We start from the raw sequence: 13,619 nt of genomic DNA, 5'->3' as shown, positions 1-13,619 counted from the left end.
TACAGAATGACGTTGTATCAAAAGATGTTGGTTTTTTACGCAATCATGGCTTCCATCTGCGCATTAATCACCTGGTTCCTCTCTAAAGACCGCAAACGTATCCGCCTGCTCAGCGCTTTCCTGGTCGGGTCAACCTGGCCAATGAGTTTTCCCGTTGCGCTGCTGGTCTCGCTTTTCTGAAGCACGCTTCCAGTTTTAAAAGATGAACATAGCATTCCTGATGTGATGACTGTATAAATAAACAGTACGTCGTAAAAGGAGTGCTTATGAACAGTTTTTACTCGCAGCAGGCCGGTTGCATCGTGCGCTGGCACGACTTGCCCGGTTCCGGCGATCCCGTGGTGTTCATTCACGGGCTGGGCTGCGCCTCTTCCTATGAATATCCCCGCGTCGTTCGTGACCCGCTGTTTGGCGCGCGCAGAGCGATTCTCATCGACTTGCCCGGCAGCGGCTACAGCGACAAACCTGAGCACTACAGCTATAAAACCACTGACCAGGCGCACGTTGTCGCGGAACTGATTGACCACCTTAAGCTGGAGACGTTCTGGTTATACGGCCACAGCATGGGCGGCAGTATTGCTATCGAAACGGCGGGGCTGCTGGCAACGCGCGTGAAGGGACTGATGGTGTCAGAACCCAATTTTCACGCGGGTGGGGGCATGTTCAGCCGGTCTATAGCGGCGCAAACCGAGCAACAGTTTCTGGACCAAGGTTATGACGCCATGCTCAGCGCGGAAAAAACGGCGTGGGCCGGGTGCCTGCAGAGCAATGCCGCTTATGCCCTCTGGCGCGGTGCATCCAGCCTGGTGGCGGGCGTTGAACCGGAATGGGAAGCGCAGTTCCTGTCACTCTCTTGCCCGGTAACCCTGATTTTTGGCGAGCTCTCTCTTCCGGATGACGATGTGGATAATCTGAAGCAAAAGGGTGTTGAGGTAAAAATCATCCCTGCGGCGGGGCATTCAATGTCGTGGGAAAACCCCTCTGCGCTGGCAGAGACGTTAGCCGGGTGTATGGAGGTGTGATGAGCGCAAAAGTTTCGCCCGGCGGCGCTACGCTTGCACGGGCCTACAACGATGAAGAATGTAGGCCGGGTAAGCGGCAGCGCCACCCGGCAAGAAATGCGGCTACATTGTTAATCAGCGTTCAGCGTAATAACGCGTGTAAGGCCTGGCGCGCACCGGGCTGAACATCATGCGGGTGCTGGTAATCAATGTTCTCTATTGCGCGGCTATAGAGTGCGACCAGCCAGTCGTAAACGTACGCGGTAGCCGCATGGACCGGCTGTTCCCCCAGGCGCGTCAGGCGAGTCTCGGCGCTGCTGACCACTGGCGTGACGAAGATGGCCTGGCCCTTGCGGATGCGGCTTGCCGGACGCGTCGCCACGGGCGTCTGGTCGTAACCCAGCCAGCCAACGAAATTGCCCATCACGGCATGCAGTTGCGCAGCGCTACTTTTATCAGCTTCGACAATGCGCTGAAGCTGTTGAGGCAGATTAAGCCGGTAGCTGGTGACGATCAGCACATCCGCGATTTGCTGTAATACCGCTGGTTCCAGCCCAAGGCGTGCCGCCGTGGCCTCATTGCGGCTCCACTGGCGCAGATGATTTATCCAGACTCTGTGCGCCAGACGCGCTTTGTCTTTTGTCTGGAACAGGCCGTTGCTTTCCTGCGCATTCTCGGCAAACAGGTCAATGGTGTCCGTAAACAGCCCGTTCACCTGCTCCTCGCGTGGCTGCTGAACGGCGAGCAGCGTTTCAAAGGCTTTCAGCGGCGGCAGCAGACCTTCAAGCAGTTCGCCGTGGCGCGCGGCGCTGCTTTGCAGCGTGCGCACCATGTTTTCGGCCTGAGTACGTCTTGGCCCCGGCTCCTCCACCAGCGGTGCCAGATAGCTTTGCATCAGTGATGAGAGCTCCTGTCGCAGCAGGCCTTTCAGCGTGCTGAGACGCTTCTGTCGCTGCGCGGGAAGCGTGGCCTGAGACAGCCACTCGATGACGCGCTGCATGCTGTGACTGTCCAGCGCCTGCAGCGTGCCCCAGCGTAAACCCGGTTTTCCGAGCAAATGCTGTACGGCTTCATCGAGATTCTGCCGGGTGGTAAAGCGGGCGTCATGGGGGGTAATCGCCCAGACCAGACCTGGAAGAGCAGATTCTTCAGCAGGCTGCGTCTCCTTCACCCAGTTCATCAACACTTTTGCTTTTTTGGCCGTCTGTTCGTGCTGCGCCGTCGCATTACAAATTACCAGCACGTCTGGCTGAAGCTGCTGACGATAATGCTCGAGCAGCCACTGGGACTTCGCCTGGCGTAGCGGGTCGGCACGGTTATCTTCAAAAACCGGAATATCAATAATATCGACGTTATCCAGCGCGCCGTTCTCAACCGGCAACACCAGCTCGCGGGTCAGGAAGGCCAGCACATCGACGGGGATGCTGATGGCGTTGAGCATTTCACCGCTATTCAGCGGATGAAGCAGCGTCTCCTGCGCGTCCTGAAGGTCTAACGTGCCGTCGTGCGTCAGGAACCCTTCACCCGGCAGCCCAAAACTGTCCACCAGCAGGCTAAGCGGGGCAGCAAGCTCGTCGGCATGGCTGGTCTGGTGCAGCACGTGGGCCAGTTTTAACCACTGCTGGGTCAACTCCTGCTGCTCGCCCCACAGCAGCGACCAGACGCTGGCCCGCGTGCTGAGATCGAGTGAAGGCACCAGCTGGGCAAACGCATGCCACAGGGCATCATCAATTTGCTGCTTAGCGGCAGGTACGGTGCTTTGCCAGAAGCGGGCTATCGTACCCACTTCCTGAGCCGTGATGCCGGGCACGCCCTGCGGCTGGCGCAGCCCGCGCCATTTCTCTAGGCGTGTCTCAATGACCGCCTTATCCACCGCGCGCATCTGCGGATGCAGGGTCGTGCGGGCAATGAACAGCTGTACCAGCTCGGCCTCGGTGACCAGACGCAGGCGCAGCGGGAACGCCTCATCCGCTACCTCCGTGTTTTCCCGGGTAAAGCGGACGGCCATGTTGGTCAGGGCATGTCCCGGATTGATATGCGAAAAATAGTCAAAGGTGCGCTGGCCCGGCGTCACGTTCAGGCGTCCATTGCCGCTGCCGCACAAAGACAACAGCAGGTGCGCTTTCGCGCTCTGCGAATGGCCGTAAAGCCCAATGCTGCTCTGGCGGGTCATGGCGCGTTCAATAGCCTGCTCCCGCGCCTGCGCCGCGTTGATGCGAGCAAGCAGGGCGTCAGCATCGTTATCCAGCACAGGGGCGTTCAGGCGCGTCTCGTTAATCCACCCGATTAAGGCCTGAGTGGTGGTCGTCGTCGCTGTCATTTCAGATATACGCTCCCGCTGTCGATCCAGTAGTGGCTACCGCTGTGTCGGCGATCGGCCAAAGTATTCAGTTTGAAGGTTAGTGCGTCAGGCGCAACCGGCGTGCCGTCCTGCAGCCAGGCATCGCTCAGCTCGAAGGCCTCCGGGCCTTCCTGCTTGCTGCCGCCGCAGAGCCTGAGCCGCACGTTCAGCACGCCGTCGCCGGCAATGGCTTTCGCCAGTTCGGCCGAGTTAATGCTGAGCGTGTAGAGCGGCGTGGCGGGCCAGCGCGCGTTCGCCAGCTGGCGGAAGCCGAGTGTGACGTTACCGCGCAGCGGGAAGTGCAGACGTGCGTCAAGCTTCGCGCCGGGTTTATCAAGATCGATATCCTGATACCAGACGTTCTCCTCACGCAGGGTATTGACGGTGTTATCCAGCACGCCCAGATAGCGCACGGTGGAATACGCGCCAATGTCCGCGGCTTTAAAGTTGAAGCGCGGCAGACGCAGATCGAGCGCCAGGCTGCAGAGCATGGCCCCGACGGCAGCTGTGGATTTAGGGTTGCCAATGCGCCCCTGCTGGCTGAACGGATACCACTCGTGCACCTGGTATTTATCCAGCCAGACGATGCGATTGACCGGCACCGGCTGCAGGTGGCGAATCAGCGCCTGAACCCCAGGCAGGCAGCCAGGGCGTCCGGTGATCAGCAGAATGTCGCAGCTGTAATGGGAGATCGCCTCACACACCGCGTGGAGCGGCGAGGCCAGCGTAAACTGCCCGGCCAGCATCGCATCCTGCATTTCGCGGAAATTCACATGCAGCGGCACGGCGAACAGATCAAACGCGTCTGAACCCGCAGGCAGGGCATGATCGATCGCCTGCTGCAGATAGTTCATCACGTTGCGGGTTGGCTTCTGCGGCAGCAGATCGCCAAAGGTGGCATGCAGACCGGCCAGCGGATCGTCAACGTCGCTCGATTCCCACGCGGCAAGAATGGCATGGCCAATCGGCATAAAGAGCTGCAGCGCCGTTTGCTGGCGCAGTACGGCCTGGGTATCAATGCGCCCGGAGTCGCCGAACAGCGAAGCCATCAGCAGCGAGGCGTCCGCAATACCGGATTTCTGCAGCTGCGTTTGCAGAGCGGGCAACACGTAGCGCTGAATCACGTCCAGAAGCGTATCGTCGCCCGCGACCTTAAACCCTTCGCGGAAAAGCAGCTGCGGGGTGATTTTAACGTTATTGCCGGAACCGTCGTCCAGCTGGTAATGGGTGATCGCCATATCCGTTGTGCCGCCGCCGATGTCGATGGACGCGACGCGCAGCGCGCGCCCCGGCTGGCTACCCGGCTCAGGCTCACGGTCAGGACGGGCAAGGGAGGCGAAGAAGGCTTCGGTTTGACCGCCAAAGCGGGAGATGGCTTCGTTATACAGCCAGACCAGCTGACCGCAGCTGGCTTCATCCCACTCCATCTGGATTTCAGGAACCGGCACCACGCTTTTATCCTGCTGTTTGCGGGTGACAAAATCCTCATCCTGCGGATGCCAGCCCATCGCTTTCCAGACGATGGCGATAGCTTCAAACATGCGGCGACGGAAGATCTCGCGCTCCTGCTTTGGCATGGCCGAGGGCAGCGTCAGGATCAGAGTGCGCAGCTGGCGCGGCGACGCCGGGAAGCCCAGACGCAGGCGCGTGTTGACGCTGTTGATCTGCCCCAGCGCCTGCGCCAGCAGCTCGCATAGCATATGGGTCATCAGGGTGCTGCGGCTGTACTGCGGCGAGAAGACCGGCAGGCGCTCGTCCTGCGGCAGCGTGAAGAGCGGCTCGCCGTCATCGTTCATCAGGTTCATCAGCGGAAACGCGGTGGCAAGCGGTTCACGCTGGGTCTTGCTGTTCATCTGGCTAAAGCGCCAGTCCTGCACGACAGGGGTTTCATCCCACAGGTAGCGACGCGGGCTGGAGATGCCGCTGTTGCCTTCGGTCCCCAGACGCTGCATCGCCAGCTTGCGGGCTTCATCACCCACGCGAACAATCGACGGCCAGACAAAGGCATCTTCGCGACCGCTTTCAACCGAGAAGTGCTGCTTGCCAAAACGCGCTTCCGAAAACTCGAGACGGCTGGTGAACAGCGGCTCGTTCAGGAACTGCGGCTCGCTGAGCGAGCGAACCTGCAGCTCGGCGGTCTGACGCAGCCCATCGTTCGCATCGCCGTGGTCTTCAATAATGACGCCGCAGGTGTGGGTGTTACCCACGTCGAGGATCAGGTCAACCGGAATGGCAGGCGTGCTGAGCGTATGGGTAACAAATTTCACTTCCGGCACGGTGAGCTGTTCACCGAGCATGGTCATCAGGTTGAGCCAGTGGGCCTGATACTCAAAGCCGCGCATCGCCTGCTGCAGGTCGCGTTCGGAGCGGTTTTCAACGCCGTCCGCATACTGGGTAAATGCTTCGCGTAGCCAGCCGTCAATCCACGTCTGGTCGAGGAAACTTTCAACCTCATTGTCTCGCCAGGCCAGCGCGAAGCGGGTCCCGTTCAGAATATCGTTTTCAACCGGGGAGAGCGCGGACGTGGCATGCCCGGCAATCTGGCTGTCAAGCGCGAGCGTGACGCGGTGCGTATTGCCTGCCGTGTCCGGGGTATCAAGCCTGCGCACCTGAACGCGCGCCCAGTTATCAGGCCCTTCAACAAAGGTCCGCGGCGGGTTGAAGCGCAGGAACGGAACCGGAAGCCAGACGCCGTCCAGTACCGCCAGCGACTGATGCAGCGGGATGGTGGTTTCAGGTTTGACCACTTCAGGCTGCCCGCCATTCATGCCGGGCAGGGTATAGCGCCCGTTGACCAGGTCGAAATCGAGTCGCAAAAGCGGGCCGTTCGCGGTTTTACGTACGAAGCGCCCGTTGCTGGCGGTGTCCTGCGGCGTCAGACCGAAATCAAGGAACTGCACGCCGCTGTTGGCAATAAGCGTGACGCTTTGTTTATAGTCGCAAAGATTTACCAGCATAGGATCAGGCACCTGCTTTCTTGAACGTCAGTGGAACGACGGTATTGGCATCATAACGGGCGCGACATTCTGCGATATCGCTGGCGCCTGCTTTACAGGCAATCTCCGGCATCGGGTAGCGGGAACCGTCGGTGCAGCGGGCAGTACCACGACTCTTAATCATCAGCTCGCCATTGCTGTGCAGCCCGGAGAAGACCTCCGCGCGGCAGACAACGTTGTCGCCGTGGACAACCCGGGCGAAACCTTTATTGTTCTGAATCTGATAGCGCATTGACGGCGGTTTGCCGGTGACCGGATCTTTCACGTCGAGAACCGCACGCCAGGTGCCGTTCAGGAAACGCGTCGATCCCGCTTTCACCTGATTTGCTTCCATTACCATGGCGTCTTTCGGGATGGCGACAATCACCACCGGGGCGGGCTGTGGCTCAGGAGCAGGCTCTTTTTCCTTGCTGGCCACGACCTCTGCCTGATGCAGCGGTAATTTCATCGCCAGCGGCTCAACCGCTTTGATCGGCTTTGGCGCAATCTCCACGGGCGCAGGTGCAGGCGCCGGAGCGGGCTCAGCGGAAGGCGACTGTTTTGGCCATAGCAGCGGTGCGGCAATGGCGGCAACGATCGCGACGGCAACCGGCAGCGTCCACAGGGGAACGCGGCGCTTTTTCGCGACGATCGGCACGGCCGGTTCCTGAACGGGTTGCGCAACCGCCGGGGCCGGCTCTGGCTCATAGAGATCTTCCGGCGTGATGCGCACCACCGTGGAAGGGGCGATCAGCGGCTCGTCGGCATGTTCAAAGGCTACAACCGGTTCAGGCTCAGGCTCGGGTTCAGGATCTTCAATCACAACGGGGGCGGGCTCAGGGACAAGCGATTCACGCAGGCAGTCGAGGACATCGTCGCGCGCATTTTCGTTCAGGTTTACAAAACCCCAGAAGCTGATGACCGGCTTTCCGTCCACCATGAAGAGGAAGTTTTCGCCGGGGAACTGAAACGCCTTCGACAGTAGAGAGCCAAAAAGCTGCTGCGCGGTTTTGGGCGACTGGAGGCATTTCTTGCTTAACGACTCGACGCTGGCGAGCGTGTTTTCCAGATAGCGCAGGGCGCGATAGCGATCATCTTCATCGGCCGCTTTCCAGCTGGTTACGCTCCCTTCGACAGGGGAATACCAGTCCACGCGGTCGCCGCTGTCATTGACCTGAGGAATAGCCAGACAGTCGACGATGGCCTGTTGTTTGCGCAACCGGAGCGCTTCCCGGATTTGCAGCGCTGATTCGAAAACGGCTTGTCCGCCGCCGCCAACGGCCTGAAAATCATCCAGATTACCGCTGCGTAAAAGAGTTTTTGCCACGATTTGATCCCATATACTTCTTCACACCGTTACTTTAACGAAACGAGGAAGCAACCAAACGGGGGAAGAGACGCTAAAAGGGCCGATTTCTTGCGGCATAGAAAGTGACGGTTGTGCTTGACGAATAATGGCCCTTAAGGCAAATCATCTTTTTGGGCGCTGGCGGTTAAAACAGCAAAAAAAGCTGCTTTAGAATAACCTGATAGTGTTTCGTTATTTGCCAGGTCAAAACGCCTGTGCTGTTATTACTGTCCTATATAATAAAACTGTCAGGGTTATAACCATGTCTACAGGGAAAACACTGCTCGCCCTTGCGCTGAGCGCTCTTCTACCAGCCGGTGCCGCATGGGCGGCAAACAACGACACCCTCATTTACTGTTCAGAAGCGTCCCCCGAGTCCTTCAACCCGCAAATCGCCAGCTCTGGCCCGTCTTTTGTGGCCAGCTCTCAGGTACTGTACAACCGCCTGATCAATTTCGACCCGGTAAAAAACACTCCGGTGCCGTCGCTGGCGGAGTCCTGGACCATCTCGCCGGACGGCAAAACCTATACCTTTACCCTGCGTAAAGGGGTGAAGTTCAACAGCAACAAATACTTCAAACCGACGCGCGACTTTAATGCCGATGACGTTATTTTCTCGGTCATGCGTCAGAAAGACCCTAAACACCTGTACCACAACGTGTCGCAGGGCAACTACGAATACTTTAACGATGTGGGTCTCGATAAGCTGATCCAGGACGTTAAAAAGGTCGATGATTACCACGTCCAGTTCACCCTCAGCGAACCCAACGCCGCGTTTCTGGCCGACTGGGGGATGGATTTCGCCTCGATTCTCTCCGCTGAATACGCCGACGCAATGCTGAAAAAAGGCACACCTGAGAACGTGGACACCTGGCCGATTGGTACCGGGCCTTACGTGCTGCAGCAGTACAAAGTGGATTCGCTGATCCGCTACGTCGCGAACCCGAACTACTGGGAAGGCCAAGTGCCGACGAAGCATCTCATCTTCTCGATTACGCCAAATGTGGAAACCCGCCTGGCGAAGCTGCAGACCAACGAGTGCCAGATCATTCCTGCGCCATCCCCGGTTCAGTTTGACGCCATCAAGAACAACAAAGACCTGACGCTGCACTCGGTCGACGCGCTTAACGTAGGTTATCTGGCGTTTAACACCGAGAAAAAACCGTTTGATAACGTGCTGGTGCGTCAGGCGCTCAACTATGCGACCGACAAGAAGGCCATCGTTAATGCGGTCTTTATGGGATCTGGCACGGTGGCAAAATCGCCGATCCCGCCAAATATGCTGGGCTTCAATAAAGACCTGAAGGACTACAGCTACGATCCCGAAAAAGCGAAAGCCCTGCTGAAGCAGGCGGGTCTGGAGAAGGGCGCGGAAGTCACGCTGTGGTCAATGCCGGTTCAGCGTCCGTATAACCCGAACTCGCGTCGTATCGCTGAGATGATCCAGAGCGACTGGGCAAAAGTCGGCGTGAAGGCCAAAATTGTCTCTTACGAGTGGGGCGAATATCTCTCCGGAATGCGTAAAGGCGAACATGACTCCGCGCTGTTTGGCTGGATGTCCGACAACGGCGACCCGGACAACTTTGCCGACGTGCTGCTCGGCTGCAACAGCATTAAAACTGGCTCAAACGCCGCGCGCTGGTGCGATAAGGGGTATGATGCCCTGGTACAAAAAGCGAAGCTGACCAGCAGCCCGGCTGAGCGCGCGAAGCTCTACGGCCAGGCGCAGGAGATCTTCTACCAGCAGGCGCCGTGGATCGCACTGGCCAACGGGAAAACGTTCTACGCGACCCGCAGCAACGTGACCGGGTACAGCGTAAGCCTGATGGGCAGCGATTTCTCGAAAGCGAAGCTGAACTAAACCTTTTTAGCCGGGTGGCGGCTCCGCCTTACCCGGCCTACATTTGGCACCTGTAGGCCCGGTAAGGCGGAGCCGCCACCGGGCACATTACAAGGAGTGACAATGTCACATTTAAACGAAGTTATCGCCCGCGTCGATGCCGCTATCGAAGAGAGCGTGATTACCCACATGAACGAGCTGCTGATTGAATTAAGCGATGATGCAGAGCTGAGCCGTGAAGATCGCTACGCCCAGCAGCAGCGTCTGCGCACCGCGATTTCGCACCACGGCAAGCAGCATAAAGAGGAGATGGACGCGCGTGAGGAACAGCTGACCAAAGGCGGCACCATACTGTAACCATCAAAACTGGCGTCGCGCCACCAGCCAGGCCCCGACCACCAGCATCACCGCGCCGCATACCGGGCCAATCAGGGCGCGCAGCGGGATGCCATGGCTCCTCAGCACGTCCAGCACCAGCCCGCCAATCAGCTGGCTTGCGACCAGCACGGCGATGGTCGTCGCCGCGCCAACGTTCTGATATCCGCTGATGCTGGCAAACACGAAAAACGACCCCAGCAGCCCCGGGATAAGCGTCCACCAGCGCACCGTCGCGGCCAGCTCGCTGAATCCGGCCACGCCCTGTTTCAGCAGCAGAATACTGACAAACAGCACGATGCCGACCAGGGAGTTCAGCAGCATCGCGATAAGAATGGTGGAGGAGGACTGGGTGATACGCACCATCAGGGTGTTTTGCACCACCAGACCGATGCCCGCCGCTACCAGAAACGCCAGGGTCAGGGACTGATTCATGGGATAGCGTCCGGATCGCTGCGCTCGTCCAGCTGCAGCTGCATAAAGGTTAAGTCCAGCCAGCGGCCAAACTTGGTTCCCACCTGCGGCATTTGTCCTGTCGTCACAAAGCCGAGCGTTTCATGGAGGTGAATCGAGGCGTGATTTTGCGCTTCAATGCCGGCCACCATCACGTGTTTACCAATGGCGCGGGCCTCGTTAATCAGCGCCTTCATCAGCGTGCGGCCAATCCCTTTGCCCTGATGGGCCGGGTGGACGTAGACCGAATGCTCAACCGTATGACGGAAGCCGTCAAAGGCGCGCCAGTCGCCGAAAGAGGCGTAGCCGGTGATTACGCCGTCTTCCTCGCTCACCAGAACCGGGTAGCCCGCAAGCGAGCGCGCCTCAAACCATGCGATTCGGTTATCGGTATCGACGGTTTTATCGTTCCAGATCGCGGCAGTATGCAGCACCGCGTGGTTGTAAATCTCTCCTATCGCAGCGCAGTCTTCTTTGCAGGCATGACGAACGATCATGATGAAACCTCTGTGTTGTTCACTATAGTATTACGTTATTCCTACGATATTACACAACCGTATAGCCCGAACGCTACGGCATAAGGCATATTTTTTTGTTATCAAAAGCCCATTGAAATGCCGTTCATACACTATAGTATGACGTCATGAACACCATAACAGACACAATGAATCAACGGATTAGCGCAAGAATTCGCCTTGAACGCGAGTCTCGCGGCTGGTCCCTGAGCGAGCTTGCTGACCGGGCAGGGGTTTCACGCGCGATGATCCACAAGATAGAGCGCGGAGACAGCAGCCCAACGGCTACCTTGCTTGCCCGTCTGTCGGGCGCGTTTGGCATCAGCATGTCTACGCTGATTGCCCGGGCCGAAGTGCAGGAGGGCAAGCTGCTGCGCCTTGCAAACCAGCCCGTCTGGCGAGATCCGCAGACGCACTACCTCCGCCGCCATGTTTCTCCCCGCACCGATCTGCCCATCGACCTTGTTCAGGTTGAACTGCCTGCGGGCAGCGATGTTCCGATGCCTGCATCCTCTTACGCGCTGGCACGTCAGCTTATCTGGCTCCAGTCCGGCGAGCTGGTGTTTCAGGAGGGCGATACGCGCCACGAAATGCACGCCGGCGACTGTCTGGAGCTGGGGCCGCCAAATGACTGCCGGTTCATCAACGAAACGAATGAAACCTGCATCTATCTGGTTGTAAGGCTTAACCAGTCTGGCTCGTAATGCTAATGCGATAACGCCAATCGTGAGCCAGGCTGTAATGACATTTGTACCAGAAGGAGATCCCGATGAATCAACCTGTTTCGCAAAATCGCCGCTGGGTGCTGGCCTCTCGTCCACAGGGCGCACCGGTTGCGGAAAATTTTCGTCTGGAAACGCAGCCTGTTCCGGAACCGGGTGCGGGGCAGCTTTTGCTTCGTACCGTCTGGCTATCGCTGGACCCATATATGCGGGGTCGCATGAGCGACGCGCCATCCTATTCACCGCCGGTTGAGCTTGGTGCGGTGATGGTAGGGGGAACGGTCAGCCGGGTTGAACTGTCAAACCATCCCGACTTCAAAGCCGGTGAATGGGTGCTGGGCTACAGCGGCTGGCAGGAGTATGAACTTTCGGACGGCAGCGGCCTGGTGAAGCTGGGCGAAAATCCGTCTCATCCTTCCTGGTCGCTGGGCGTACTGGGTATGCCGGGCTTTACCGCCTATATGGGGCTGCTGGATATCGGGCAACCGAAAGCGGGTGAAACGCTGGTGGTGGCTGCGGCGACCGGCCCGGTTGGCGCGACGGTTGGGCAGATCGGCAAAATCAAAGGCTGCCGGGTGGTCGGCGTGGCCGGTGGCCCAGAGAAATGCCGCCATGCCGTTGAGGTTCTCGGCTTTGACCTGTGCCTGGATCACCACGCCGCCGATTTTGCCGACCAGCTGAAACGCGCCTGCCCGAACGGGATTGATGTCTATTATGAAAACGTCGGCGGGAAAGTGTTTGACGCCGTGCTACCTCTGCTGAACACCTCCGCGCGCGTGCCGGTCTGTGGCCTGGTGAGCGGCTACAATGCGACGGGCTTGCCCGAGGGGCCGGACCGCCTGCCGCTTCTGATGGCGACCCTTCTTAAGAAACGCATTCGGATGCAGGGCTTTATCATCGGCCAGGATTACGGGCACCGCATTCATGAGTTCCAGGAAGAGATGGGGCGCTGGGTGCAGGAGGGGAAAATCCACTATCGCGAACAGGTGACGGACGGGCTGGAAAACGCCCCCGAGGCGCTGATTGGCCTGCTGGAAGGACGAAACTTCGGCAAAGTCGTGATTCGCGTCGCGAGTGACAATAAATAAAGAGCAAGATGGCGGGGTTTCCCGCCATATTTATTTGTGAAGATACGATATATTGTCTTTAATTACTGGACACGGTTTTTCGCGCCATCATTCCGGATGAGCGCGAAAACGATAAAAAAAATGATGTTTGCTTTTTTTGCTGTTTTACGTACTTCCCACCACCAGGCATGACGATACAGGATATATCGTACCGGCGCCGTTTTATTAAAACTGGCGTTTAAAAATAGCATTAAGTTTTAGCTACAGGAATTCCACATGCTTGATTTGGATCACTTAGAAAAAGCCCAAAGGGTTAGCCTTACCATGCAGGTTGAACACAGTTTGAAAGGGGCGCTAATTACAGGCTCCCTCAAACCAGGAGCACGACTGATTACGAAAGAGATTGCTGATAAATTAGGCACCAGTATTACGCCGGTCCGCGAAGCGCTGCTGCGTCTGGTCTCCTCAGGCGCGCTTCACGCCACGCCAGCGCAGGCATTTCTGGTCCCTGAGGTGACGCTGGAGCGTTATAACGAGATTAACGCCATCCGAAAACAGCTTGAGCCAATGGCGGTTGCCGCTGCATGCCAGAATATGTCAGACGGCAAGCTGGAGGCGTTGCGCAAAATGTCAGAGGCCTTCCATGAGGCCATGCGCAATGGAAATGTTCAGCAGGCCTTGCATGCGAATCGTGTCTTCAGGTTTACGCTGTATCAGTATGCGGAAATGCCGACGCTCAATGCCTTAATTGAACAGCTATGGGTCCGCATTGGCCCCTGTATGAACTATCTGCACCAGGAGCTTAGCGACATCAAAACGGCAACATATCACTATGACGAGCTTCTTTCAGCCCTTGAGCGGAGAGATGTGGAGGCCAGCCAAAAGGCGATTGATAAGTTGATTGATGAAGCGGATTCTCTTTTACAGCGACAATATTTTAACTGAGAGATTATTTATCAGAGCGACTATATACCGCCGCTAA

General features: G+C 57.8%; 12 protein-coding genes. 7 read left to right on the top strand and 5 right to left on the bottom strand.

Features of this window, described 5'->3' with window-relative positions; genetic code table 11:
- Positions 1–6: 6 nt before the first annotated feature.
- Together V1587_RS14385 and V1587_RS14380 are read left to right on the top strand one after the other, a co-directional pair.
- Positions 7–180, top strand: coding sequence for a GhoT/OrtT family toxin (locus V1587_RS14385; protein WP_013096478.1), 174 nt, complete (start codon positions 7–9; stop codon positions 178–180).
- An 86-nt stretch (positions 181–266) separates the two neighbouring features.
- The gene (locus tag V1587_RS14380) at positions 267–1,022 is read left to right on the top strand and encodes an alpha/beta fold hydrolase (RefSeq protein ID WP_371898221.1); all 756 of its coding nucleotides are present in this window, start codon (positions 267–269) and stop codon (positions 1,020–1,022) included.
- A 121-nt stretch (positions 1,023–1,143) separates the two neighbouring features.
- Here V1587_RS14380 and V1587_RS14375 read toward each other — a convergent pair whose 3' ends face one another.
- Genes V1587_RS14375 through V1587_RS14365 form a run of 3 tightly spaced genes read right to left on the bottom strand, consistent with a single transcriptional unit; the run spans position 1,144 to position 7,644 of the window.
- Positions 1,144–3,321 carry a virulence factor SrfC family protein gene (locus V1587_RS14375; RefSeq protein ID WP_371898220.1) on the bottom strand — a complete coding sequence of 726 codons (2,178 nt, stop codon included), beginning with the start codon at positions 3,319–3,321 and terminating at the stop codon, positions 1,144–1,146.
- Complete coding sequence (locus V1587_RS14370; protein WP_371898219.1) at positions 3,318–6,299, bottom strand: virulence factor SrfB; 2,982 nt, start codon at positions 6,297–6,299, stop codon at positions 3,318–3,320. The genes V1587_RS14375 and V1587_RS14370 overlap by 4 nt, the downstream gene beginning before the upstream one ends.
- Before the next feature lie 4 nt (positions 6,300–6,303).
- The gene (locus V1587_RS14365) at positions 6,304–7,644 is read right to left on the bottom strand and encodes an SrfA family protein (protein WP_395314394.1); all 1,341 of its coding nucleotides are present in this window, start codon (positions 7,642–7,644) and stop codon (positions 6,304–6,306) included.
- Between the two features lie 283 nt (positions 7,645–7,927).
- Between V1587_RS14365 and V1587_RS14360 the strand changes: the two genes are divergently transcribed.
- Positions 7,928–9,526: an ABC transporter substrate-binding protein gene (locus tag V1587_RS14360; RefSeq protein WP_371898217.1), complete on the top strand. Its 1,599-nt coding sequence runs from the start codon at positions 7,928–7,930 to the stop codon at positions 9,524–9,526.
- A gap of 102 nt (positions 9,527–9,628) precedes the next feature.
- Positions 9,629–9,862, top strand: a complete 234-nt coding sequence (locus tag V1587_RS14355; RefSeq protein ID WP_371898216.1) for a YdcY family protein — start codon at positions 9,629–9,631, stop codon at positions 9,860–9,862.
- 3 nt (positions 9,863–9,865) lie between these two features.
- Here the strand turns inward: V1587_RS14355 and V1587_RS14350 are convergent, their stop codons facing one another.
- Positions 9,866–10,315, bottom strand: coding sequence for a DMT family transporter (locus V1587_RS14350; RefSeq protein ID WP_008501299.1), 450 nt, complete (start codon positions 10,313–10,315; stop codon positions 9,866–9,868).
- A complete protein-coding gene (locus V1587_RS14345; RefSeq protein WP_023292298.1) occupies positions 10,312–10,830 on the bottom strand; it encodes a GNAT family N-acetyltransferase in 519 nt (172 codons plus the stop codon). Before V1587_RS14345 ends, V1587_RS14350 begins: the two co-directional genes overlap by 4 nt.
- Positions 10,831–10,976: 146 nt before the next feature.
- Here V1587_RS14345 and V1587_RS14340 point away from each other — a divergent pair, with 146 nt between their 5' ends.
- The 3 genes from V1587_RS14340 (at position 10,977) to V1587_RS14330 (ending at position 13,582) form a co-directional block, all read left to right on the top strand.
- A complete protein-coding gene (locus tag V1587_RS14340; RefSeq protein WP_371898215.1) occupies positions 10,977–11,552 on the top strand; it encodes a helix-turn-helix domain-containing protein in 576 nt (191 codons plus the stop codon).
- A gap of 65 nt (positions 11,553–11,617) precedes the next feature.
- A complete protein-coding gene (locus tag V1587_RS14335) occupies positions 11,618–12,658 on the top strand; it encodes an NADP-dependent oxidoreductase (protein ID WP_371898214.1) in 1,041 nt (346 codons plus the stop codon).
- Positions 12,659–12,913: 255 nt separating this feature from the next.
- The gene (locus tag V1587_RS14330) at positions 12,914–13,582 is read left to right on the top strand and encodes a GntR family transcriptional regulator (protein WP_044596524.1); all 669 of its coding nucleotides are present in this window, start codon (positions 12,914–12,916) and stop codon (positions 13,580–13,582) included.
- Positions 13,583–13,619: the final 37 nt, after the last annotated feature.

The sequence above is a fragment of the Enterobacter sp. ECC-249 genome (genome assembly GCF_043965265.1).
GTDB classification, from domain to species: Bacteria; Pseudomonadota; Gammaproteobacteria; order Enterobacterales; family Enterobacteriaceae; genus Enterobacter; species Enterobacter quasiroggenkampii.
The sequence above is the reverse complement of the archived record's forward strand: the minus strand, read 5'-3'. Positions and strand labels throughout refer to the sequence as shown.